General features: G+C 60.8%; 20 protein-coding genes. 8 read left to right on the forward strand and 12 right to left on the reverse strand.

Annotation, left to right across the window (positions count from 1 at the left end; translation table 11 throughout):
* Window positions 1-7: 7 nt before the first annotated feature.
* On the forward strand, window positions 8-457 hold the full coding sequence (cynS, locus tag ACRWA7_RS10295; RefSeq protein ID WP_060856674.1) for a cyanase: 450 nt from the start codon (window positions 8-10) through the stop codon (window positions 455-457).
* Here the strand turns inward: cynS and uvrA are convergent.
* The 3 genes from uvrA to ACRWA7_RS10310 all read right to left on the reverse strand — a co-directional run bounded on the left by uvrA (window position 451) and on the right by ACRWA7_RS10310 (window position 7,834).
* Entirely contained in the window at window positions 451-6,288 is a 5,838-nt protein-coding gene (gene uvrA, locus ACRWA7_RS10300; RefSeq protein ID WP_438392563.1) for an excinuclease ABC subunit UvrA, read from the reverse strand. The genes cynS and uvrA overlap by 7 nt on opposite strands.
* Before the next feature lie 157 nt (window positions 6,289-6,445).
* Complete coding sequence (locus ACRWA7_RS10305; protein WP_060856751.1) at window positions 6,446-6,907, reverse strand: RidA family protein; 462 nt, start codon at window positions 6,905-6,907, stop codon at window positions 6,446-6,448.
* Window positions 6,908-6,982: 75 nt separating this feature from the next.
* The gene (locus ACRWA7_RS10310; RefSeq protein ID WP_082850523.1) at window positions 6,983-7,834 is read right to left on the reverse strand and encodes an IclR family transcriptional regulator; all 852 of its coding nucleotides are present in this window, start codon (window positions 7,832-7,834) and stop codon (window positions 6,983-6,985) included.
* A gap of 113 nt (window positions 7,835-7,947) precedes the next feature.
* Between ACRWA7_RS10310 and ACRWA7_RS10315 the strand changes: the two genes are divergently transcribed.
* The 3 genes from ACRWA7_RS10315 to ACRWA7_RS10325 all read left to right on the forward strand — a co-directional run bounded on the left by ACRWA7_RS10315 (window position 7,948) and on the right by ACRWA7_RS10325 (window position 11,849).
* Window positions 7,948-9,147 (forward strand): aminotransferase class V-fold PLP-dependent enzyme, encoded by a 1,200-nt coding sequence (locus ACRWA7_RS10315; RefSeq protein ID WP_438392564.1) that lies wholly within the window; start codon window positions 7,948-7,950, stop codon window positions 9,145-9,147.
* Between the two features lie 149 nt (window positions 9,148-9,296).
* Window positions 9,297-10,412: a porin gene (locus tag ACRWA7_RS10320; RefSeq protein WP_438392565.1), complete on the forward strand. Its 1,116-nt coding sequence runs from the start codon at window positions 9,297-9,299 to the stop codon at window positions 10,410-10,412.
* 66 nt (window positions 10,413-10,478) lie between these two features.
* Entirely contained in the window at window positions 10,479-11,849 is a 1,371-nt protein-coding gene (locus ACRWA7_RS10325) for a GntT/GntP/DsdX family permease (protein WP_438392566.1), read from the forward strand.
* 51 nt (window positions 11,850-11,900) lie between these two features.
* Here the strand turns inward: ACRWA7_RS10325 and ACRWA7_RS10330 are convergent, their stop codons facing one another.
* Window positions 11,901-12,809, reverse strand: a complete 909-nt coding sequence (locus tag ACRWA7_RS10330) for a LysR family transcriptional regulator (protein ID WP_060856679.1) — start codon at window positions 12,807-12,809, stop codon at window positions 11,901-11,903.
* A gap of 277 nt (window positions 12,810-13,086) precedes the next feature.
* Here ACRWA7_RS10330 and zwf point away from each other — a divergent pair, with 277 nt between their 5' ends.
* Window positions 13,087-14,562, forward strand: coding sequence for a glucose-6-phosphate dehydrogenase (gene zwf / locus ACRWA7_RS10335; RefSeq protein WP_438392567.1), 1,476 nt, complete (start codon window positions 13,087-13,089; stop codon window positions 14,560-14,562).
* A gap of 79 nt (window positions 14,563-14,641) precedes the next feature.
* Here the strand turns inward: zwf and ACRWA7_RS10340 are convergent, their stop codons facing one another.
* The 3 genes from ACRWA7_RS10340 to ACRWA7_RS10350 are packed head-to-tail and all read right to left on the reverse strand — an operon-like array spanning window position 14,642 to window position 17,139.
* Window positions 14,642-15,436 carry a MetQ/NlpA family ABC transporter substrate-binding protein gene (locus ACRWA7_RS10340; RefSeq protein ID WP_438392568.1) on the reverse strand — a complete coding sequence of 265 codons (795 nt, stop codon included), beginning with the start codon at window positions 15,434-15,436 and terminating at the stop codon, window positions 14,642-14,644.
* 28 nt (window positions 15,437-15,464) lie between these two features.
* Window positions 15,465-16,118 carry a methionine ABC transporter permease gene (locus ACRWA7_RS10345; RefSeq protein WP_438392569.1) on the reverse strand — a complete coding sequence of 218 codons (654 nt, stop codon included), beginning with the start codon at window positions 16,116-16,118 and terminating at the stop codon, window positions 15,465-15,467.
* Entirely contained in the window at window positions 16,108-17,139 is a 1,032-nt protein-coding gene (locus tag ACRWA7_RS10350; RefSeq protein ID WP_438392570.1) for a methionine ABC transporter ATP-binding protein, read from the reverse strand. Before ACRWA7_RS10350 ends, ACRWA7_RS10345 begins: the two co-directional genes overlap by 11 nt.
* Before the next feature lie 343 nt (window positions 17,140-17,482).
* Between ACRWA7_RS10350 and ACRWA7_RS10355 the strand changes: the two genes are divergently transcribed.
* Window positions 17,483-18,097, forward strand: a complete 615-nt coding sequence (locus ACRWA7_RS10355) for an NADPH-dependent FMN reductase (RefSeq protein ID WP_438392571.1) — start codon at window positions 17,483-17,485, stop codon at window positions 18,095-18,097.
* Between the two features lie 89 nt (window positions 18,098-18,186).
* On the opposite strand, the gene ACRWA7_RS10360 is transcribed toward ACRWA7_RS10355, so the two are convergent.
* Window positions 18,187-19,122 carry a LysR family transcriptional regulator gene (locus ACRWA7_RS10360; protein ID WP_060856684.1) on the reverse strand — a complete coding sequence of 312 codons (936 nt, stop codon included), beginning with the start codon at window positions 19,120-19,122 and terminating at the stop codon, window positions 18,187-18,189.
* Window positions 19,123-19,254: 132 nt separating this feature from the next.
* Complete coding sequence (locus tag ACRWA7_RS10365) at window positions 19,255-19,470, reverse strand: hypothetical protein (RefSeq protein ID WP_060856685.1); 216 nt, start codon at window positions 19,468-19,470, stop codon at window positions 19,255-19,257.
* 343 nt (window positions 19,471-19,813) lie between these two features.
* Here ACRWA7_RS10365 and ACRWA7_RS10370 point away from each other — a divergent pair, with 343 nt between their 5' ends.
* Window positions 19,814-20,029 carry a hypothetical protein gene (locus tag ACRWA7_RS10370; protein ID WP_060856686.1) on the forward strand — a complete coding sequence of 72 codons (216 nt, stop codon included), beginning with the start codon at window positions 19,814-19,816 and terminating at the stop codon, window positions 20,027-20,029.
* Window positions 20,030-20,142: 113 nt separating this feature from the next.
* On the forward strand, window positions 20,143-20,946 hold the full coding sequence (locus ACRWA7_RS10375) for a MetQ/NlpA family ABC transporter substrate-binding protein (protein WP_060856687.1): 804 nt from the start codon (window positions 20,143-20,145) through the stop codon (window positions 20,944-20,946).
* 52 nt (window positions 20,947-20,998) lie between these two features.
* On the opposite strand, the gene ACRWA7_RS10380 is transcribed toward ACRWA7_RS10375, so the two are convergent.
* The 3 genes from ACRWA7_RS10380 to ssuC all read right to left on the reverse strand — a co-directional run bounded on the left by ACRWA7_RS10380 (window position 20,999) and on the right by ssuC (window position 22,916).
* Entirely contained in the window at window positions 20,999-21,214 is a 216-nt protein-coding gene (locus tag ACRWA7_RS10380) for a TOBE domain-containing protein (RefSeq protein WP_056365821.1), read from the reverse strand.
* Between the two features lie 80 nt (window positions 21,215-21,294).
* The gene (locus ACRWA7_RS10385; protein WP_438392572.1) at window positions 21,295-22,125 is read right to left on the reverse strand and encodes an ATP-binding cassette domain-containing protein; all 831 of its coding nucleotides are present in this window, start codon (window positions 22,123-22,125) and stop codon (window positions 21,295-21,297) included.
* On the reverse strand, window positions 22,122-22,916 hold the full coding sequence (ssuC, locus tag ACRWA7_RS10390; RefSeq protein WP_438392573.1) for an aliphatic sulfonate ABC transporter permease SsuC: 795 nt from the start codon (window positions 22,914-22,916) through the stop codon (window positions 22,122-22,124). The genes ACRWA7_RS10385 and ssuC overlap by 4 nt, the downstream gene beginning before the upstream one ends.
* Window positions 22,917-22,930: the final 14 nt, after the last annotated feature.

Below are 22,930 nucleotides of genomic sequence, written 5' to 3' on the forward strand. Positions count from 1 at the left end.
GACAGACATGATTTCCGATCGCAGCGAAGTGACTCGCATGATTCTCGCCGCCAAGGTGAGCAAAGGGCTGAAATGGGCCGACGTGGCGGAGAAAGTCGGCTTGAGCAAGGAATGGGTGACGGCCGGCTGCCTGGGGCAGATGACCTTTTCCAAGGCGCAGGCCGAAGTCGTCGGCGCATGCTTCGATCTCTCCGACGAAGCCGTCGCCTGGTTGCAGATTGTGCCCTATAAAGGCTCGCTGCCAACCGCCGTTCCGACCGACCCGCTGATCTACCGATGGTACGAGATCGTGAACGTCTACGGGACGACGATCAAGGAACTGATCCACGAGGAATTCGGCGATGGAATCATGAGCGCCATCGACTTCTCGATGGACATCCAGCGCGAACCCGATCCCAAGGGGGACCGGGTCAACGTGGTTTTATCGGGCAAGTTCCTGCCCTACAAAAGTTACTGAACTTCCTCGGCCGGAACTGCCGTGCCACGCTCCAGAACCGGCCGCAGCGCCGCGCCGGTGTGGCTGCGCGGATTCCTGGACAGCGTCCCGGGATCGGTCGATGCCACGATCGATCCACCTTCTGTGCCGCCTTCCGGCCCCAGGTCGATAACCCAGTCGGCCTCGGCGATCACATCCAGGTCGTGCTCGATCACAACCACCGAATGGCCGCCGTCCACCAGCCTGTGAAGCACGCGAATCAGCTTTGCAACGTCGGCCATGTGCAGCCCGACGGTGGGCTCATCGAGCACGTACAGCGTGTGCGGCGCTTTCTGCCCGCGCCGGCCGATGTCGTCCCGCACCTTCGACAATTCCGTCACCAGCTTGATCCGCTGCGCCTCGCCGCCCGACAACGTAGGCGACGGCTGGCCAAGCGTCAGATAGCCCAGCCCGACATCCTTCATCAGTTGCAGCGGATGCGCGATGCTCTGCATTGCCGAGAAGAACTCGACGGCTTCGTCTATCTCCATGGTCAGGACTTCGCCGATGTTCTTCCCGCGCCACGTCACCGCCAGCGTCTCGGGATTGAAGCGCTGGCCGTGGCAGACGTCGCACGGCACTTTCACGTCCGGCAGGAAACTCATCGCGATGGTGCGCACGCCCTGGCCCTCGCAGGCCGGGCAGCGTCCTTCGCCGGTGTTGAACGAGAAACGCGACGGCGTATAGCCGCGCGCGCGCGATTCGAGCGTGTCGGCGAACAGCTTGCGGATGGTGTCCCACATGCCGATGTAAGTAGCCGGGCACGAACGCGGCGTCTTGCCGATCGGCGTCTGGTCGACTTCGAGCACCCGGTCGATGGTCTCGAAGCCGGTCACTTCCGTGCAACCTTGCCAACGATGCGTGACATCGAATTTCGGACGCGGCGCTTCACGCGACAACACGCTCGAACGGTTGCGCGCCGGCATGTCGGCCTGCGCGGTCTTGCGGGCGCGGCGGGTAGCCGGCGACGACAACACCGAGCGCCCGACGGCATCGAGCAGATTGGTCATCAGCACGTCGCGAGCAAGCGTCGACTTGCCGGAACCGCTTACGCCGGTGATGGCGATCAGGCGTCCGAGCGGCATGCTCGCGGTTACGTTGCGCAAGTTGTGCAACGTCGCGCCATGCACCGTGAGCCAGTTTTCCGGCGTGGCGGCGCGTTTTGCCGTTGCCGTCTTTACGTCGCGACGCGGCTGCAGCGGATGCTGGATCGGGTTCGCCAGATATTGGCCCGTGAGCGAATCAGGCTGCGCCGACAGGTCGGCGACCACGCCTTGCGCCACGACCGTGCCGCCGCGCTTGCCCGCACCCGGACCAATGTCGATGATGTGATCCGCGCGGCGAATGGTGTCCTCGTCATGCTCCACGACAACCAGCGTATTGCCCTTGTCGCCGAGCTTCTTGAGCGCGTCAAGCAGAATCTTGTTGTCGCGCGGATGCAGTCCGATCGTCGGTTCATCGAGCACGTAGCACACGCCCTGCAGGTTGCTCCCGAGCTGCGCCGCGAGACGGATGCGCTGCGCTTCGCCGCCGGACAGCGTGGGCGCCGCGCGGTCGAGGCTCAAATAACCGAGGCCAACTTCTTCGAGGAATTGCAGGCGTCCTTCGATTTCGCTGACAACGTCGCGCGCAATATCCGCATCGCGCCCCTTGAGCTTCAGTTTGTTGACCCAGCCGCGCGTGGCGCTGACCGTCCATCGGCCGACTTCCGTGATCGGCTGATTGCCGAACGTCACCGCGCGCGCGACTTCGTTCAGGCGCGTGCCTTCGCAATCCGGGCACGGCTGGTCGCCGACGTCATCGGGCTCCTGTTGCGCCGATGGAATCGTCTGTTCCCGGCCGCGAACGTCTTCGGACAGCAAGGTGTCGTCATACGCCTCGCGCTGCTCGCGCGTGAGCTTGACGCCAGTTCCCACGCATGTATGGCACCAGCCATGCTTGCTGTTGTACGAGAACATGCGCGGATCGAGTTCCGGGTAGCTCGTGCCGCACACCGGGCATGCGCGCTTGGTCGAGAACACGCGGATTTCACCGACGTGCTTCGTGCCCTTCTTGCCGCCATTGAGCGCGCCATGCAGGTCGTCGAGCGGCGCGAGCAGATGCATCACGCCCTTGCCGAGTTCGAGCGTGTCCTCGAGCATCTTCCTGAGCGATGCTTCGTCGTTCACGCTGACAATCAGGTCGCCAACCGGCAACTCGATGGTGTGCTCCCTGAACCGGTCGATCTTCGGCCACGGGTCGACCGGCAGGAACTCGCCATCCACGCGCAAGTGCGTGTGGCCGCGGGTTTTTGCCCATTTTGCGAGGTCTGTATAGATTCCCTTGCGGTTCACGACAAGCGGCGCAAGCAAGCCGATATGCTGGCCCTTGAAGTCACGCAGGATCTGCGCGACGATTGATTCAGCGCTTTGCGCCGTGACCGGCGCGCCGTCGTGAATGCAATGCTGAATGCCGAGCTTCACATACAGAAGCCGCAGGAAATGCCAGACTTCCGACGTGGTGGCGACCGTGCTCTTGCGCCCGCCACGCGATAAACGCTGCTCGATGGCAACGGTCGGCGGAATGCCGTAGACGGCATCGACTTCGGGCCGTCCCGCCGGCTGCACGATGGAACGCGCATACGCGTTGAGCGATTCCAGATAACGGCGCTGCCCTTCGTGGAAGAGGATATCGAAGGCGAGCGTGGACTTGCCCGAACCCGATACGCCCGTAATCACGTTGAACTTGCCGTGCGGGATATCCACATCGAGCGACTTCAGATTGTGTTCACGTGCATTGACAATACGCACCACGTCCTCGCCCTGCAACGCGCGCCGCGCGGCAGCAACTTCGGCCGCGAGTTGTAACGGTACGCCAGAAGCGCGCTTTTGCGCGGCGCCTGGCGCCATTGCTTCTTCATAATCGAGCAGAGCCTTGCCGGTATGCGATTGTTCGCATGCCGAAACATCGTCCGGCGTGCCGACGCAAACAACCAGGCCGCCGGCGTCGCCGCCTTCGGGACCCAGGTCGATGATCCAGTCGGCGGCGCGGATCACATCGAGATTGTGCTCGATCACGATCAGCGAATGGCCACGCTCGAGCAGACGTCTCAACGCCTGCATCAGCTTGGCGATATCGTCGAAATGCAGACCGGTCGTCGGTTCGTCGAACATGAACAGGCGCCCCGGCTTGTTGCCGCTCGCCTGCGCCGTTTCCGCGAGGAAACCCGCTAATTTAAGGCGTTGCGCTTCACCGCCGGAGAGCGTGGGGACGGGTTGCCCAAGCTTCACGTATTCGAGTCCAACGTCCACAATGGGTTGCAACACGCGCAGCACTTCCTTGTCCTGAGCAAAGCACGCAACGGCTTCGCTCACGGTCAGGTCAAGCACGTCGGCCACGCTCAGCGAGCGTCCATCGCGCTCGATCTGCACATCCAGGATTTCCGCCCGATACCGCCGGCCATCGCAATCCGGGCAACGCAAGTAGACGTCGCTCAGGAACTGCATCTCGACGTGCTCGAAGCCCGACCCGCCGCAAGTCGGACAGCGTCCGTCGCCAGAGTTGAAACTGAACATGCCTGCGCTGTAGCCGCGTTGCGCCGCAAGCGGGGCCTTCGCGAACAGCTTGCGGATTTCATCGAACGCGCCAACGTAGCTTGCCGGATTCGAGCGCGCCGTGCGTCCAATAGGCGATTGATCCACGAAGATGACTTCGCTCAGCGCATCGGCGCCTTGCAACGCGCGGAACGCACCCGGCGTTTCCGTCGCCTTGCCGAAATGGCGCAGCAAGGCCGGTGCGAGCACGTCCTGAATCAGCGTCGATTTACCCGAGCCCGATACGCCCGTCACGCATACCAGACGCTGCAACGGAATCTCGACCGTGACGTCGCGCAAGTTGTGCTCCGTCGCACCTTCGAGCACGAGCCGCGGCGTCTTTGCATCGACCGCGCGGCGCTGCCAGTTCGACGCGTGCGCCACGTGCTTGCGGCCGCCGAGATACGCGCCCGTGAGTGTTTCGCTGTGCTCGATGTCGTTCGGCGAACCGTCATAGACAATCGAGCCGCCGCGTTCGCCCGGTCCCGGACCCATGTCGATAAGACGATCCGCCGCGAGCATCACCGACGGATCGTGCTCCACGACCACGAGCGTATTGCCCGCGTCGCGCAACCGGTGCATGGCCTCCACAATGCGGTTCAGATCGCGCGGATGCAGGCCGATGCTCGGTTCATCGAGCACGAACAGCGTGTTCACGAGCGACGTGCCGAGTGCGGTGGTCAGGTTGATCCGCTGCACTTCGCCGCCCGAAAGCGTTCGGCTCTGACGATCCAGCGTGAGATAACCCAGGCCGACATCGCAGAGATATTTCAGGCGCGTGCGAACTTCGTTGTGCAGCAGCTTGAGCGCGTCGTCGAGCAAGGTGCTCGGCAATGTGAGCGAATCGAAGAACCGTCGAATCCGGTCGATAGGCATCAACATCAGGTCATGCAGCGTCAGGCCGGGCAGTGCTTCCAGTTGCGGACGCGTCCACTCGACACCGGCCGGAAGGAAACGGTCAGCCGGATTCAGCACGGCGTCAGCCTGCTCCTTCGTGCCGAGACGCCATAGCAGCGCTTCGGTTTTCAGCCGCGCGCCTTCGCACACCGGACACTTGGTATAGCTGCGATATTTCGACAGCAATACGCGAATGTGCATCTTGTAAGCCTTCGACTCAAGATAATCGAAGAAACGCTGCACGCCGTACCACTGGTTCTGCCACTTGCCCGTCCAGTCCGGCGAGCCGTTGATGACCCAGTCGCGCTCCTTCTGCGTCAGTTCGCTCCATGGCACCCCAAGGCGAATACCCGCCTTCGCGCCATAGCGCAACAAGTCGTCCTGGTTTTCCTGCCATGCGGGTGTCTGCAACGTCTTGATCGCGCCACCGCGCAGGGTCTTGCGCTCGTCGGGAATCACAAGGCCGAGATCCACGCCGATCACGCGGCCAAAACCACGGCACGTTTCGCACGCGCCGTACGCCGAGTTGAATGAGAACAATGCGGGTTGTGGATCGGCGTAGCGAATATCGCTCTCCGGGCTGTGCAGGCCCGTTGAAAAACGCCACGTCGGAACGTCCGCTTTTTCAGGCGCTTCTTCGCCCGATTCCGGCAGCACGTAAACGTTCACGCGCCCCGTGCCGCGCAGCAACGCACCTTCGATGGCCTCGAGCGCTCGCGAGCGTTCCGTGTTCTGCAAACGGAACCGGTCGGCGACGACGTCGAGCATCTGCCGTCCGTCCTGATGCCGTTTCGCCTGCACGCGCGTATAGCCGCTTGCGGAAAGCCACTGCGCGACTTCTTCGTCGCTCGCGGATTCCGGCAGCTCAACGGGGAAGGTAATCGCAATACGCGGGTCGTTCGCCTTCGTGCGCTCCAGCAATTCCACGTAGATGGTTTCGGGCGTGTCATGCCGGACCTGATGCGAGGTCTTTTTATCGAAGAGTTCGGCGGCGCGTGCGTAGAACAGCTTGAGGTGATCGTTCAACTCGGTCATTGTGCCGACCGTCGAGCGCGAACTGCGCACCGGATTCGTCTGGTCGATGGCAATGGCCGGCGGCACGCCATCCACGCGGTCGACCTGCGGACGATCCATCCGGTCCAGGAATTGCCGCGCATACGCGCTGAAAGTCTCGACGTAGCGGCGCTGGCCTTCGGCGTAGAGGGTATCGAAAACGAGGCTCGATTTACCGGAGCCCGAAGGACCGGTCACCACGGTCATCTGGCCCGTGTACAGGTCCAGGTCGATGTTCTTGAGATTATGCTGGCGAGCGCCGCGAATGCGGATTGCGTTGTTGGATGCCAATTTTTCCTAACCGGTTCAATGAGTTAGATCGTCCACCCGTGCGCCCTTCAACAATCCGGCTCGCTTGACAGCCGCCATGACAAGGCATGCAAGGGTGAGATAACCGCGGATGAAGTCGATACTGTACACCCATACAGTGCTTTCGGGAGGCGTCGGCCTAATCGCGAACCGCGACAATGGCTTCAATCTCCACCGTGATATTTCCCGGCAAGGATCCAACGCCGACAGCTGAACGCGAATGCCGCCCGGCTTCGCCGAATACGTCGATGAAAAGATCCGAGCAGCCATTGATCACGCGCGGATGGTCGGCGAAATCCGGCGTTGCGTTGACCATGCCGAGCAGCTTGACGATGCGCGTCACGCGGCCGAGATCGCCCAGTTCCGCATGCAGCACGGACAGCAGATTGAGGCCAACAAGCTGCGCGTGGTTGTACGCTTCGTCGGTGGAGACGTCATTGCCGACCTTGCCTTTCATCAACCGGCCGGAGTCGTCGAGCGGTCCTTGCCCGGACAAGAACAGCAGGTTGCCTTCGCGTGTGCAATGAGTGAAGTTGCCTATCGGCGCGGGCACGTCCTGAAGTTTCAATCCGCGAGCCCGCAGTCGGTCGTAGCAGTTCATCTCAGTCGAAATTACCATGTTGCGTCAGTTCTCTTTCAGTGTTGAAGACAAGGGGAAAAGCCGGACGGCCGGCGTTCAAGCCACGGATTCCGATGCACGGCGATGCCAGCCGAGGCGCGTTTCTATGCGTGCGGCGACGACCTTCAGTTCATCGCCGAATTGTTCAGTACTCTGAAGCGCTTTGGCTTCGGGCATCACAATCGAAATGGTGAAAACGCAGTCGCCCGCCTGATCGAGCACGGGCGCGGCGAGGCACGCAACCGATGCATCTGATTCACCGATCTGGATGGACAAGCGCGCGTCCAGCGCTTCACGGGCCATGCGTGCGAGTACATCGGGCCTCGTTTCGGCGCGCGCGGTAGGCGACGATTTCGCATGCCGCGCGAAATACGCAACACGTTCGGCATCGGGCAAATGCCCCACGAGCAATCGCCCGGATGCTGTCCAATTGAGCGGCACGCGGCTTCCCACACGCGACGTCACGCGAAAATGTCCCGGTCCTTCCGCCATTTGCAGCACGACCATCATTCCCTCTTCGAGCCCGCAGACCTGCACGGTTTCACCAACCTGCGCCGAAAGGCGGTTCATTTCTTCGTGCGCGACCGCGAGGTAATCGAGCGAACTGGCGTACGTCAAACCATAACCATACAAGCGCGAGCCCAGCCAGATGGCGCCATCGGGCGTACGTGCAAGCAGGTTCTTCTCGACCAGGTCATTGATGATGGAATACACAGTGGAAAGCGGTGCGCCGACACTGCGCGCGATTTCATACGCAGTGGTCGGCCGGCCGGCTTCCTGCAAGGCATCGAGGATCTGCACCGCACGGTCGATCGCACTGGTGCGAGTACGCGGCGCGGCGACATCCTGACTGGTTCGCGCCACGTTCGCGTCAGGTTCCTGCACGGGATCACGGGGCTTGCGAGTCATTGCACTCCTCAGGGCTGATTGTTTTTGTCTAGTTGACGCAGGGAAATCGTATGCTAATCTAATACACAATTACAACATATGTTCCATAATAAAGGAACATCAGGAGCCGCACGATGGATTTTTATTCTCGCCTGGGCCTGCGCCCCGTCATCAATGTGAACGGCACGATGACGAGTCTTGGCGCGTCCATCGTGGCGCCGCCGGTGATTGAAGCCGTGGCTTCGATCCTGCCGCAGTTCGTCGAGATCGACGACTTGCAGCGCAAGGCGTCGGCCGCAATCGCTCGAGCTTGCGGCAGCGAAGGCGGCTACGTCACGGCGTCGTGTTCGGCAGCGATCACCCTAAGCATCGCCGCGACCATGACGGGCGACGACGCCGGCCTGATCGAACGCCTGCCGGATACCAGCGGCATGCGTAACGAAGTTGTCATCCAGACGGGTCATCTCGTCAATTATGGCGCACCCATCGACCAGGCGATCCGCCTCGCCGGCGCGCGCGTTGTGCCGGTGGGCGCCGCGACCGAAGCGCACGGTTATCAACTGGCGTCCGCCATCACCGAACGCACGACCGCGGCGCTGTACGTGGTCTCGCATCACACGGTGCAGTTCGGGCTGATCCAGGTCGAGGAATTCATTGCCGAAGCGCATGCCAGGGGCGTGCCGGTCATTGTCGATGCAGCCTCCGAATACGACCTCACGCGCTTTATTGCAGCCGGCGCCGATCTCGTGCTGTATTCGGCGCACAAGTTTCTTGGCGGCTTGACGGCCGGGATCGTGGCGGGCCGGAAAACACTCGTGCGTGCCGCGTATTTCCAGAATGGCGGCATTGGGCGCGGCATGAAAGTCGGCAAGGAAGGCATCGCGGGAGCGATCGCCGCGCTCGAACAATGGCAGCATCGCGACCATGCGGCGGCACGCGCACGCGAGCGCGGCTATCTGGACCTGTGGATTGCCGGACTGAGCGGCCGTCCGGGCATACGCGCGGAAATCGATGCCGATCCGACCGGCAATCCGCTCGATCGCCTGAAGCTTTCCATCGATCCACGCAATGCGCGTATCAGCGCGTGGGATCTCGCCGACGCGCTCTCGCATCCGCCGGCGGGCAGCATGCCCGTGATCGTTCGTGACCACGAAGCCGAACTGAATTTCTTTTTCATCGATCCGTGCAATTTGCATCCCGGTCAGGAACATGTTGTTCTTGAACGCCTGCTCGCGGAACTCGAGCGCGCGCAACGCGCGCCGGAACCGTTGATTACGCCGTTTTATCAGCGCGATGCGCGACGTCTTTCGGGCCGCCGCAACTGGCCTGACTGAGCTTTTCCTGCACGACTTTTCTTGTATGACCGCTTCGCCGGAGTAATTTCCGGCGTTGCTTCGCCCTGCATGTTTAGTAATCCTTATGCCCGTTGAAGACAATAAAAATTCGTCGACGGACGCCCTTCTTTCGACCAGAGGAAACCCAGATGCACAAGCAGATTCTTCGCACGGCGATTGCCGTCGCCGTGACCGGAAGCTTCGCGCATACCGCTTTTGCGCAAAGCGGCGTGACGCTCTACGGTATCGTGGATGCAGGCTTTACCTATACCAACAACCAAAAAGGCAGCAGCGCCTACCAGGCGACGCAAGGCAACGTGCAAGGATCCCGCTGGGGCTTGCTCGGCACTGAAGACCTGGGCGGCGGCAACAAGGCGTCGTTCAGGCTCGAGAATGGTTTCAGCCTGGAATCGGGCGCGTCGGGCCAGGGCGGACGCATCTTCGGCCGCAGTGCATGGGTCGCGTTGAGCAATGACAAGGCGGGTACGATTACGCTCGGACGCCAATACAACAGCGTGCAGGATTATTTGTCGAACCTGCAGATCAACGGCGTTGGCGCGCTCAGCCAGTACGGCAACGCCATCTATGACAACGACGACCTGAACAACACGTACCGCACGAGCAATGCGGTCAAGTACACCACGCCGACGTTCGCCGGTCTGACCGCCAACGCCATGTACGCGTTTTCGAACACTGCGGGCGACTTTGCGAACAACCGGGCGTGGAGCGTAGGCGCCGATTATGCCGCCGGGCCGGTGCGTCTCGACGCTGCTTACTCGCTCGTCAATCGCCCCGCGTCGAACACGGCGGGTGCGGCGCCTTCGGACAACTACTACAGCACCAGTTCGTCCATTATCAGCAACGTGGCGCGCAATCAGGTGTGGGGTGCGGGCGGCGCGTATGCGTTCGGCCCCGCGACCGTCGCACTGCTTTATACGAATTCACACTTCGACCTGCTGACCGGCGGCAGCTTGCGCTTCGCCAACTACGAAGCGAGCGTGCGTTATCAGTTCACGCCGGCCACGCTGCTGTCGCTCGGCTATATCTACACGAGCCAGAACAGCAGCTCTGCCACGGCAGCAAACGCCCACTACAACCAGCTTGCACTGGGCGGCGAATATTTCCTGTCGAAGACCACCGATCTTTATTTGAACGGCATCTACCAGCGGTCGTCGGGCGCCAAGGCATGGGTTGAAGGCGTCACGAATCCTTCGAGCAACAACGGCCAGATCGTGGCCGTTGCGGGCATTCGTCACAAGTTCTAATCCCGTATGCCGGACCGTGCGCTTTGCACGGTCCGGTTTCTCTCCGATCGATATCTTGGAGCCTCCATGGCGACTGTCCAGGGAAGTCTGTTACTTGTCTACGCGCTGGTCGCGATCATTGCGCTCGTCGTGCTGATCGCGCGTTTCAAGCTCAATCCGTTTATTACGCTGATGGTGGTGTCGGTCGCGCTCGCGCTCGCCGTCGGCATGCCGATGACGTCCATTCTCAAATCATTCGAGACGGGCGTGGGCGGCACGCTCGGACACATTGCGATCGTCGTGGGACTGGGCACCATGCTCGGCAAGATGATGGCCGAGTCCGGCGGCGCCGAACGCATTGCGCGCACGCTTATCGATTTGTTCGGCCCGAAGAACGTGCATTGGGCCATGATGTGTATCGCGTTTCTTGTCGGCTTGCCAGTGTTCTTTGAAGTCGGTTTCGTGTTGCTGATTCCAATTGCGTTCAACGTCGCGCAGCGCACCGGCACGTCGATGATCCGCGTCGGCATTCCAATGGTCGCGGGTCTTTCGGTCGTGCATGGCCTGATTCCGCCACATCCGGCCGCGTTGCTGGCGGTGACCGCGTACAACGCAGATATCGGGCATACGATTTTCTATGCGCTGATAGTCGGCATTCCCACGGCCATCATCGCCGGACCCTTGTTTTCCAGGCTGATTGCGAAGTTCGTGGTGCTGGAAGGCGTGAATCCGATGGCGAAGCAGTTCATCGAACAGGACGCGGCACGCGCCACACAAAAACTGCCGGGCTTCGGCATCACGCTGCTGACCGTGCTGTTGCCGGTACTGCTGATGCTGGTCGGCAGTTGGGCGGATCTGATCGCGCCGCCGCAGTCCACGGTGAACAACGTCTTGCGTTTGATCGGCCATCCCGACATGGCGTTGCTGCTCGCGGTGCTGCTCAGCTTTTATACATTCGGTTCCGCGCGCGGCTTCAATCGGGAGTCTATTCTCAAGTTCACCAACGAGTGTCTCGCGCCCACGGCAAGTATCACGCTCGTGGTGGGAGCGGGCGCGGGATTCGGCCGTATCCTGATCGACAGCGGCGCGTCCAAGGCTATCGTGGATGTCGCGACCGGCGCGCATGTGCCCCTCTTGATTCTTGCATGGCTCGTGGCTGCGCTGATTCGCGTTGCGACCGGCTCCGCCACCGTCGCCATGGCGACCGCAGCGGGCATCATTGCGCCCATAGCGGCAGCGGCGGCATCGACGGCGACCGGCGTGCGTCCCGAATTGCTCGTGCTTGCCACGGGCGCGGGTTCGCTGATCCTGTCGCATGTGAACGACGGCGGTTTCTGGCTGGTCAAGGAATATTTCGGCATGACCGTCACCCAGACCTTCAAGACATGGACTGTCTGTGAAACGATTATCTCCGTGACAGCATTGGCATTTACGCTGGGTCTTGCGGCTGTCATCTGACTGCATGTCCGATGAAGATGCCCAGAGTGTTCCGGGCATCTGTTTATATTTTCAAGCGGGTCCCGCCAGATAGCCCGTGATCCGCTGCTGCAGGAAATCGCGCAACGCATTGATCGTGGGAGAAAGCATCAGCCTGTGCGCGCAAACCAGACTCAACGGCGCGCGCTCGCCTTCCAGCTCTGTCAACAACGCCTGAAGCGCGCCGCTGCGCAGGTCGCCAAGCACATCGATTCTCGATTTATATGCGAGACCATGCCCCGCGATTGCCCATCGACGGACCAGTTCGCCGTCGTCACTGCTGCGATTGCCACGCACATTGACCGAAGCCGGTTCGCCGCCGGAATAAAACGTCCAGTGGTCATGCACCGTATCGCTTAGCGAAAAGCGCAGGCAGTTGTGCTTGAGCAAATCTTCCGGGACAAGCGGGTAATCGTGCTGGGATAAATAAGTCGGCGACGCACACAACACCCGCCGGTTTTCCGGGGCCAATGGCAATGCAATCAGGGTCGAATCCTCGGGCGTTCCATAGCGGACCGCGAGGTCGACCGCGTTGCTGAACATGTTGGTCACGCGGTCGCCAATACGAACCTGCAGCGTGACGTCCGGATATTTGGTCTGGAATTCATCGAGCCAGGGCGCGAGCACGTGCCGTCCAAGATCCGATGGAATAGAGAGCGACACTGTCCCGCCTATAGCCTGGCGACCCCGCGCCACAGCGTGCCGCCCGGCTTCGACTTCCCCAATGACATTGCGCGCGTACTGAAGATATCGCTCGCCATCCGGCGTGAGCCGCAAGCTGCGCGTCGAGCGCGCCAGCAACCGGACGCCTAGCTCGTTTTCCAGCCGCTTGAGCCCGGCACTCGCTACGGACGGCGTCAAGTTCAGTTGCCGCGCGGCCGCCGACAAGCTGCTGCTATCTGCCGCTGTCACGAAGATAAGCAGGTCTTCAAGTTTGATCATGAGAACAGGAAATTAAAAAGACATGGCTTTATTGCACAATACGGCTGAAGTGTTTCCGGTATTTCGATGAACATTCGGGAAATAGTTTGTCCGTTAGCCGCTTTCGAAGCAGGCACGCCGGAAAATCGGGCCAGGTGCGAAAGATATCGGGTTCCCTGGCCGCAAGCCGGGCAAGCCCGATTGGAGCGTAACTGGTATAACGACATACTTAGCGTCGTAAAAGGCCGCTCCCACGGAGCGCAAACTTGGCTGCATCAACCGCGATTCCCTACGCACCATGACCACTCAGACTCCTTCCGCTGCGCCCGACCTCCCTGTCGACATGATCATTTTCGGCGGCGCCGGCGATCTGTCCGCACGCAAGCTTCTGCCCGCGCTGTATATGGCGCATCTGCACGATAACCTGCCAGCGCAGACGCGCATTATCGCCATTGGCCGCCGCGACTGGTCGCGCGAACAGTACGTGCAGTTCGTCCAGGAACAGTCCAAACCTTTCGTCGATGCAAAGGCGCTCGAACCGCAGGCGTGGGACACGTTTCTCGGCCTGTTCGAATACGTGCGCATCAACATCGACCAGCCGGGCGATTACCTGAACCTCGCCGAAGCCGCGCGCAAGGATGTCTGCCGCGTGTTTTATCTCGCGACGTCGCCGGAACTCTTCACGACCATCTGCGACAACCTTGCGGCGTCCGGCCTTGTCGATGCGAATTCGCGCGTCGTGCTGGAAAAACCGCTGGGTCACGACCTTGCTTCGGCGCAGGCTATCAACGCGTCGGTGGGACGTCATTTCAACGAAGCGCAGATTTATCGCATCGATCATTATCTGGGCAAGGAAACGGTGCAGAACCTGATGGTGCTGCGCTTTGGCAACGCGATCTTCGGGCCATTGTGGCAAGCGCCGTACATCAAGAGCGTGCAGATCACGGTAGCGGAAACAGTGGGCGTGGGCAGCCGTGCGGGCTTCTATGACCAGACCGGCGCATTGCGCGACATGGTGCAGAACCACCTGCTGCAACTGTTGTGCATCGTGGCCATGGAACCGCCAGTGTCGCTCGATCCCGACGCGGTGCGCGACGAAAAACTCAAGGTGCTGCGCTCGCTGCGCAAGATGACCGTTGCCGATATCGCCCGCGATACCGTACGCGGTCAATACAGCCCGGGCGCGATTGGCGGCGAGCCGGTCAAGGGTTATCTGGAAGAAGACAACGTGCCAACGGAGAGCCGTGCGGAAACCTTCGTAGCCATTCGCGCGCATATCAACAACTGGCGCTGGGCGAACGTGCCCTTTTTCCTGCGCACGGGCAAGCGGCTGCAGAAGAAGCAATCGGAGATCGTGATCGAATTCGCCGACCTGCCGTTTTCGATTATCCCAAGCGGTCCGCGTAACTACGGCAACCGCCTGATTATCCAGTTGCAGCCGGAAGAATCGATCCAGTTGCAGATGCTCGCCAAGGAGCCCGGCAGCGGCATGCATATGCTGCCCGTGAACCTGAATCTCGACTTGCAGCAGGCGTTCACCGAACGTCGCGCGGAAGCGTACGAGCGTCTGCTGATCGACGTGATGCGCGGCCGGCTGACGCACTTCATGCGTCGCGATGAACTGGAAGCGGCGTGGGCGTGGGTCGAACCGATTCTCGACGGCTGGAAAGAACTGAACGATCGTCCGCGCACGTATACGGCGGGCACGTTTGGACCGGCGGCGTCGTCGGCCTTGATGGCGCGGGAAAACATGGCGTGGGCCGAAGAGAGCTGAGGCGCAAGACCCGCTTTCAGTTGAAACAAAACGCGCGGCCGTCATGGCCGCGCGTTTTTTTCATACGTCGATACGTTGATTACCAGGCAGCGATCACCGCCCCCGCGTACTTCCCTTCGATGAACTGCTTGACCTCCGCCGAGTGATAAGCCGCGACGAGCTTTGCTACCCACGGCTTGTCTTTATCGGCGGCGCGAATGGCGATGATGTTCGAATACGGGCCGTTCGGATCTTCAATGGCGATTGCGTCCTGCTTGGGCTTCAACCCCGCTTCCATCGCAAAGTTCGTATTGATCGCGGCTGCGTCGACGTCGGCGAGCGAACGCGGGATTTGCGCGGCATCGAGTTCAACGATCTTCAGCTTCCTCGGATTCTCGACAATATCGAGCGGTGTCGCTTTCAAGCCGGCGTCCGCGCGCAATTTCAGCAAGCCGTTCTTCTGCAGCAGCAACAAAGCGCGGCCGCCGTTGGTCGGATCGTTCGGCACCGCGATGCGCGCGCCCGCGGGCAACGCTGAGAGCGACTTGAACTTCTTCGAATAGATGCCCATGGGGAACGTGACGGTATCCGCGATCTTGATGATCTTGTAGCCGCGGTCCTTCACTTGCGCGTCCAGATATGGCGCGTGCTGATAACTGTTGGCGTCGAGATCGCCCGATGCCAGCGCCGCGTTCGGCTGCACGTAGTCCGCGAATTCCACGATCTTGATGTTCAGGCCATTCTTCGCGGCCACTTGCCTGACTACTTCCATGACCTGCGCATGCGGACCGCCGGTCACGCCGACCTTGATGGTTTCGTCGGCTTGAGCGACGTTGGCGAAAAGCGCTGCTGCGCCAATCACGGCGGCCAGCTTGAAGATGAATCGACGTTGCATTACCAACCCCTGAGCTTTATATGAAAACTTATTTATGACTAAGACGACGCACGAGCCAGTCGCCAAATGACTGCACCAGTTGCACGAACACAATCAGGATTACGACCACCGTCAGCATCACTTCTGGAAGGAAACGCTGGTAACCGTAACGAATCCCCAGGTCGCCGAGACCACCGCCGCCAATTGCGCCCGCCATCGCCGAATAACCGACCAGCGACACGAACGTAATCGTCAATCCCGCGACCACGCCCGGCAACGACTCCGGCAGCAGCACCTTGAACACGATCTGGCTTGTCGTGGCGCCCATGGCTTGCGCTGCTTCGATCAAGCCTCGATCGACTTCGCGCAGCGCCGTTTCAACGAGCCGCGCAACAAACGGCGCGGCCGCGATGGTCAGCGGAACGACGGCCGCCATGGTGCCAATGGACGAACCGACCACCAGCCGCGTGAACGGAATCACCGCGACCAGCAGGATGATAAACGGTGTCGAGCGCACGGCATTCACAATGCCGCCCATGACACGGTTCACGCCGAGATTGCGCAACACGCCGTCGCGGTCGGTGAGATAAAGCAGTATGCCGAGCGGCACGCCCAGCGCCGCGCCGACGAGTCCGGAAATGCCCACCATCACGAGCGTTTCCCAGAACGACTGGACGAACATATCGAACATTTCACTCAACATGGGACATCTCCTCCACCACTACACCTTGTTCACGCAAGTACGCAATCGCTTCGGCCACGTTCGCCGGCTGGCCGCCCGCGAGCACGGCAAGCGAGCCGAACGCCTGGCCCTGGATCTCGTCGATCTGCCCGTGCAGGATATTGAAATCGAGTTCGAAGCGGCGGATGGTCTCGGAGAGAATCGGCTGGTCCACGCCCGACCCGGTGAACGCGAGCCGCAACAAATGGCCGCCGGTCTTCAGGCGCTCGGCCACGCGTGCTTTCAACGCGGGCGGCAACTCGTGCGCAATGACATCGCCAATCAGCGCGCGCGTGACTTCATGATGCGGCTGCATGAAGACATCGACCACGTTGCCTTCCTCCACCACGCGGCCTGCGTCGAGCACGGCGACGCGGTCGCAGACCTGCTTGATCACGTCCATCTGGTGCGTGATCAGGACGATGGTGAGGCCGAGTTCCTTGTTGATCTTGCGCAGCAGATCGAGAATCGAACGCGTGGTCTCGGGGTCGAGTGCGGAGGTGGCTTCGTCCGAGAGCAGCACCTTCGGCTTGCTGGCGAGCGCCCGGGCAATGCCCACGCGCTGCTTCTGGCCGCCGCTGATCTGCGCCGGAAAACGGTCCTTTTGTGTCGTCAGGCCAACGAGATCCAGCAGCGGCAGCACGGTCGCTTCAATCTCGCCGCGCTTCATGCCGGCCAGTTCGAGCGGCAGCGCGACGTTGTCGAAGACGGTGCGCGACGACAGCAAATTGAAATGCTGGAAGATCATGCCGATATCGCGGCGCGCCGTGCGCAACTGCGCGGCCGAGAGCGTGGTGAGGTCGTGGCCGTCCACGATCACACTGCCTTCGCTCGGCCGCGTCAGCAGGTTGATGGTGCGCACCAGCGTGCTTTTCCCGGCGCCGCTGCGCCCGATGATGCCGAACACTTCGCCCGGCGGTATCGTCAAGTTGACGTTATGCAATGCTTCGATCCAGCCTCGTGGGCCTGCGAAACGTTGCGACAGATTGCGTATTTCGATCATGTAAACGAAAAAAAGCGACGAACTCCCCATTGAGCAACATCGCTCGGGCAAGCCGGCCGCCGTTCATCCCTGGTTCTAGAGAGGCGAAAGTTTAACGTAACCGGTGCGATCGCCTTAATAATCAATTGCGAAGCGCTAATTACTTAAGCGTATGAGCGCCCTGCGGCGAGGCTTGGCAGGGGAGAAATGTGCGTTGAAATACGCAAAACGCATATCGATTCAAGCAAAGCTCGGTTCCATCGGAGAAAATCGGTCGCTAAGATGAAGAAATGATCCGCTGCGTTTCTTTGGCTCGCTTTGTTTCGGCCGGCCGCAGCCCCACCGCACTCCTGGGAGTATTTCGTTGAAGAGCTTCGAATTTCGCCGCCCGCTCGTGGTTGGCATTGGCGGCACGACCCGCGCGGCTTCATCGACCGAACGCGCACTCCGTCTTGCATTGCTCGGCGCTGAAGCCGAGGGCGCGCGCACGCGCCTGTTCGGCGGCACCTTCCTGCACAGCCTGCCGCACTACGCACCCGAGCACAAGGAACGCAGCACGGCCCAGGTCGAACTGATCGAAGCCGTTCGTGAAGCGGACGCGGTGATCATCGGCACTCCGGGATATCACGGCGGGGTCTCGGGGCTCGTCAAGAACGCGCTGGACACGCTGGAAGAGCTTAGCAACGACCGGCGCCCCTATCTCGACGGCCGGGCCGTTGGTTGCGTGGTGACGGCGTATGGATGGCAAGGCGGCGGTGCCGTGCTGACCTCCCTGCGTTCCATTGTCCATGCGCTGCGCGGCTGGCCGACGCCCTATGGCGCGGCCGTGAACTCGCTGGAAACACGCTTTGAGACCATCGATACCTGCTCCGATCCGAAGGTCGCCGAGCAACTCGCAACCGTAGGCCGGCAAGCTGCGCAATTCGCGCTGGCGTTCAATGCCCGCGAGGCAATCGCCGAACTCGATACGGCGCGTTGAGTTTGCAGCGCGACGAAAGCAAAACGCCTGGCCCGTTCACCGCGCCAGGCGTTTTGCTTTTTGCCTTTTTGCTTTTGGCGTCGCAATTCTCAAGCGACCGAGCGGGTTTCCGGCAGACTCATTCGCGTGATCCGGGCGGCGTCGAAGCTGCGTTGAATACTTGACGCCAATACGTCGACGGCAGCCTGGAGCTTCCCCGGTTCATACGGCTGGACCAGCCAGATGTCGACGGCCGGGTCGAAATCCGCCGCCTTCACAACTTCTAGGCGCCCGGCGTGTTCACTTGTTTCGAGCAACGGCAAGGGTACGAGACCCAGGCCTACGCCGTCGGCAACAAGTCCGAGCTGCAACTCGGACCCGAGCGTTTCCAGGTTGATCTTGAGCGGCAGACCCTGCGCGGCAAGCGTCCTTTGCAGTCCGGCACGAAAACCGCAACCGTCCGGATTGAGCACCCAGCCATGCTGATGCAGATCCTTCAGGCGATGCACGCGCGGTTTCAACGCACCTTTCTGAGCGACGATCACCACCTCGATACGGCCTAGCGACCGTGCCGCGAGCGGCGCTGCGAAATGCTGATTGGAAGGCAGCAGCATGACAGCCGCATCGAATGCGCCGTCTTCCGCTTGCTGAAGCAACTGACCGCCCCAACCGGTGGAGACGCGGGCTTTCAGATCGGGATGTACGCGCTTGAGTTCACGCAGGGCATCGACCAATGCGAGTTCCGCGACCGTTTGCACCACGCCGATACGCAAGGGGCCGGCAAGCGGCGCGTTGCTCGCGACCAATCCGCGCAACACGCCAGATTCGCGAACGATCACCCGGCACTGCTCGTAGAGCGCGCGCCCCGCCGATGTCGGTTTCAGAGGCTTGGTCCTGCGGTCGAGCAGTTCAACGCCGAGCGCTTCTTCCAGGCTCTGGATGCGCCGTGTGACGGCGGGCTGCGTTGTTTCAAGCCACTCGGACGCAAGCGTGAGCGACTGGCAACGTACAACCGCGACAAATGCCTCGATATCATCCAGCTTCATTGGAAGGCGTTCCCGCGAGTCGGAACGAAAGACAGCGGGCAATCCAGGTCACAGCGTTTTTTCATACATCGGTCAAATTGAGTCTCGGGACCTAAAAGTCTGATCATTGTTCAGGGATGCGCGCCGGTGGCGCTAGTCCTTGAACGGCAATTCCGGAGTAAATACAAAGGAGTCGACCACATATCCCATATGGAAATACCCGCTGCACGCGCATGTGGCGATGCGTTCAAGATGATATGGCTCGCGCGCTGTTTCTCGCGCAAGACTGGCGGCCGCGGCGCGCCGTGCACGCCACTGACGCAGCACCTCACTGCCCCAGCTCCTGAAGATGGCTTTCTGTTCGGACATCGCTGTTCTCCTTGAACGCCTGACCGGCGCGGCGCGCTCCGGCCACCGCACTTATAAGGTAGGCGAAAGTTAATCGTGCGGATACCATCTTTTATTCATTTGCATATCTGCCGATCATTCTGTAGCTAAGGCCGGGATACCGTGGCCTACGTTCGTTATCCAAAGCAGTGGCGTCCGGATTGAACGCTTGCGTCCTGCGCATCGCCTTCACCACATTTGCTTCTTTCCAATCCCCTCTTCGAGCGGCTTTGCTTCTGCCAATTGCTTGTTTCCCTTGTCAAGCGGCGCTGGCTAATCTGGGTGCGTGCAATTCACTGCATCGAATACCGGAGGTCAAACAAGCATGCACTACAAGGGCTATGAAGTCGCTCCCGCTGCACAACCGCTGCCGAGCGGTCTGTTCGCCGCCAACCTGGTCATTCAGGACGAAGCGTCGCTGCAAAAACGCGCTTATGTTTTCGACGCGCTCGACTACTTCTTCGAATCCGACCTCGCCGTGGCCTACGCGGCGCGCTGGGCGCGCATGTGGATCGATAACCGGCGCTTGTCGCGTGCGTGATGCGAGCTTCCATGCATCCTTTCAAATTTGCATAACGACATGAAAACAGATTCGTTCCAACACCGCGAAAGTCGTGAGACGATGCGGCCCTGCTAACCAGAAAGAGTTTCCACATGCATCGCAGAACTATCATTGCAAGCGTCGCGTTCGCCGCGCTTGGCGCAGTATTCGGCACGGCCCATGCGGAAGACGCGCCCCTGCGCGTCGGCACCATGAGCGGCCCGGACGCGCAGATCTGGACCGAGGTGTCGAAGGTCGCGGCCCGTGAAGGCCTCAAGATCAAGGTGATCGAATTCAACGATTACATCCAGCCCAACGCGGCGCTCGACGCGGGCGACCTGGACGCCAACGGCTTCCAGCACCAGCCGTTCCTCGATAGCCAGATCAAGCAGCGCGGCTACAAGATCGTCAACGTGGGCCTGACCTATGTCGCGCCCATGGGCTTCTACTCAAAGAAGATCAAGTCGCTGAAGGACCTGCCCCAAGGCGCCAAGGTCGGTATCCAGAACGATCCGTCGAACGGCAATCGCGCGCTATTGCTGCTGCAAAAGAACGGCGTGATCAAATTGAAGGCGGGCGTGGGCAAGGACGGCGTGAATGCAACGCCGCTCGACGTGGTTGAAAATCCGAAGGGTATCAAGCTGGTTGAACTCGATTCGGCTCAGTTGCCGCGTTCGCTGGACGACCTCACCGCTGCGTCGATCAACACGGACTACGCAGTGAAGGCCGGCTTGCAGCCAACCAAAGACGCTATCGCCATTGAAGACCTGAAGGGCCCGTACGCCAACCTGATCGCCGTTCGCGAGAAGGATCGCAATGCACCCTGGGTCAAGAAACTGGTATCGGCCTATGAGTCGCCCGATGTGAAGAACTACATCGATACGCAGTTCAAAGGCTCCATCATTCCGGCCTTCTGATCTGAACGGGGGTCAAGTAAAACGGGGCGAACCAAGGTTCGCCCCGTTTGCATTAGAGCCGTGCAATCGAGACTTCTGTCGACTTCACGAACGCGATGACTTCGCTGCCCACCTTGAGCTCGAGTTCGTCGACCGAGCGCGTGGTGATCACCGACGTCACAATGCCGTGCGGCGTCTCCACATCGACCTCGGATACCACCGAGCCGCGAATGATTTCCTTGATGTGGCCTTTGAACTGGTTGCGTACGTTGATTGCTGTGATGCCCATGTGATGCTCCCTTTTTTAACGAGTCATGCCGGGGCCGGTCGACATCGGCAAAGTGTTGCCATGGCTTAATTGACCATGACCTAGGCAACCTGCACGCCATGCTTGAGCACACGAGACAGAACCTGTTCTTCCAGCTCTGCAAAACCTTCCGCCGTGCGCGTGCGCGGACGTGCGAGCGTGATGGCGGCGTCGAAGGAAATCCTGCCTTCTTCGATCAGCACGATGCGCTCGCCCAGCGCCACGGCTTCCTGAACGTCGTGTGTGACCAGAAGCGCCGTAAAACCATGCTCGCGCCATAGCCGCTCGATCAACGCGTGCATTTCGATGCGCGTCAACGCATCGAGCGCGCCAAGCGGCTCATCCAGCAACAGCAAATCCGGCCGATGCACAAGCGCGCGAGCAAGCGCCACGCGTTGACGCTGGCCGCCTGACAATTGCGCCGGCCAGTCGTCCTCGCGCGCGCTCAAGCCAACTTCCGCAAGCGTAGCCCGCGCGTCCTCACGCGACGATTTCGGCAAGCCCAGCATCACGTTTTGCAGCACGCTTTTCCATGGCAACAGCCGTGCGTCCTGAAACATGATGCGCGTCTGCAATTCGCTCGAACCTTCAGCCGCGTTGCGACGCACGACACCGCCCGTGGCTTTCTCAAGCCCGGCAATCAGGCGCAGCAGCGTGGACTTGCCGCAACCGCTGCGTCCGACTATGGACACGAAACTGCCGCGCTCAATGGCGAAATCGAAATTGGAGAGCACCTTTCGGCTGCCGAAATGTTTATCGACGCCCTGGAGCGCGACGGCCATGTCCGCGGGATTCGAACGCGGCGAAGGAGACGCCGGCGTGCGCTCGCGTGCAACGACCCGCGGTTGGTCATTGGCGAACGCGACGTTGCCCGATGAAAGAATCGATGTCACGATTTTGCTCCCTTCTGATAGGCAGGATGCCAGCGCAGCGTCGCGCGCTCGATGGATTTTGCGAGCATGTCGGCGAGCTTGCCGAGCAACGCATACAGCAAGATGCCGACCACCACTACGTCGGTCTGCAGGAACTCACGCGCGTTCATGGTCATGTATCCAATCCCCGATTGCGCCGAGATGGTTTCCGCCACGATCAGCATCACCCACATGAGGCCGAACGCGAAACGCACGCCCACGAGAATGGACGGCAACGCCCCCGGAAGTATGACGTCGCGATACAACGCGAAACCCGAGAGTCCATAGCTGCGCGCCATTTCGATCAGGTCTGCGTCGACAGAACGAATGCCGTGATATGTATTGGTGTAAACCGGAAAGAACACGCCAAGAGCAACGAGGAACAGCTTCGCTTCCTCGCCAATCCCGAACCACAGGATCACCAGCGGAATCATGGCGAGCGCGGGGATGTTGCGGATCATCTGCACGGTCGAGTCGAGCGCGACTTCGGCCGGTTTGAAGAGACCCGTACCCAGTCCGAGCACAAAACCAATGCCGCCGCCGATCGCAAAACCCGTCAACGCGCGCCACGCGCTCACCTTCACGTTCGCCCACATATCGCCGGACTGGATCAGTTCCCAGGCGGCCTTGACGACCGCGAGCGGTTCAGGCAGGACACGCGACGACAGGCCGCCTGTTCGCGCCGCCAGTTCCCATGCAACGAGGATCAGGATGGGCACGAGCCATGGCGCTGCCTGCACGCCGGCACGACGAAGAAATGGAAGTCCGTTCATTGTGCTTCCCTGTT

The organism is Caballeronia sp. DA-9 (assembly GCF_051615025.1).
GTDB classification, from domain to species: Bacteria; Pseudomonadota; Gammaproteobacteria; order Burkholderiales; family Burkholderiaceae; genus Caballeronia; species Caballeronia sordidicola.

Bases quoted from the DNA above. Each gene is read 5' to 3' on its own strand.
- cynS (WP_060856674.1), top strand. From the start codon at position 8: ATGATTTCCGATCGCAGCGAAGTGACTCGCATGATTCTCGCCGCCAAG.
- ACRWA7_RS10305 (WP_060856751.1), bottom strand. From the start codon at position 6,907: ATGAACTGCTACGACCGACTGCGGGCTCGCGGATTGAAACTTCAGGAC.
- ACRWA7_RS10310 (WP_082850523.1), bottom strand. From the start codon at position 7,834: ATGACTCGCAAGCCCCGTGATCCCGTGCAGGAACCTGACGCGAACGTG.
- ACRWA7_RS10315 (WP_438392564.1), top strand. From the start codon at position 7,948: ATGGATTTTTATTCTCGCCTGGGCCTGCGCCCCGTCATCAATGTGAAC.
- ACRWA7_RS10320 (WP_438392565.1), top strand. From the start codon at position 9,297: ATGCACAAGCAGATTCTTCGCACGGCGATTGCCGTCGCCGTGACCGGA.
- ACRWA7_RS10325 (WP_438392566.1), top strand. From the start codon at position 10,479: ATGGCGACTGTCCAGGGAAGTCTGTTACTTGTCTACGCGCTGGTCGCG.
- ACRWA7_RS10330 (WP_060856679.1), bottom strand. From the start codon at position 12,809: ATGATCAAACTTGAAGACCTGCTTATCTTCGTGACAGCGGCAGATAGC.
- zwf (WP_438392567.1), top strand. From the start codon at position 13,087: ATGACCACTCAGACTCCTTCCGCTGCGCCCGACCTCCCTGTCGACATG.
- ACRWA7_RS10340 (WP_438392568.1), bottom strand. From the start codon at position 15,436: ATGCAACGTCGATTCATCTTCAAGCTGGCCGCCGTGATTGGCGCAGCA.
- ACRWA7_RS10345 (WP_438392569.1), bottom strand. From the start codon at position 16,118: ATGTTGAGTGAAATGTTCGATATGTTCGTCCAGTCGTTCTGGGAAACG.
- ACRWA7_RS10350 (WP_438392570.1), bottom strand. From the start codon at position 17,139: ATGATCGAAATACGCAATCTGTCGCAACGTTTCGCAGGCCCACGAGGC.
- ACRWA7_RS10360 (WP_060856684.1), bottom strand. From the start codon at position 19,122: ATGAAGCTGGATGATATCGAGGCATTTGTCGCGGTTGTACGTTGCCAG.
- ACRWA7_RS10365 (WP_060856685.1), bottom strand. From the start codon at position 19,470: ATGTCCGAACAGAAAGCCATCTTCAGGAGCTGGGGCAGTGAGGTGCTG.
- ACRWA7_RS10370 (WP_060856686.1), top strand. From the start codon at position 19,814: ATGCACTACAAGGGCTATGAAGTCGCTCCCGCTGCACAACCGCTGCCG.
- ACRWA7_RS10375 (WP_060856687.1), top strand. From the start codon at position 20,143: ATGCATCGCAGAACTATCATTGCAAGCGTCGCGTTCGCCGCGCTTGGC.
- ACRWA7_RS10380 (WP_056365821.1), bottom strand. From the start codon at position 21,214: ATGGGCATCACAGCAATCAACGTACGCAACCAGTTCAAAGGCCACATC.
- ssuC (WP_438392573.1), bottom strand. From the start codon at position 22,916: ATGAACGGACTTCCATTTCTTCGTCGTGCCGGCGTGCAGGCAGCGCCA.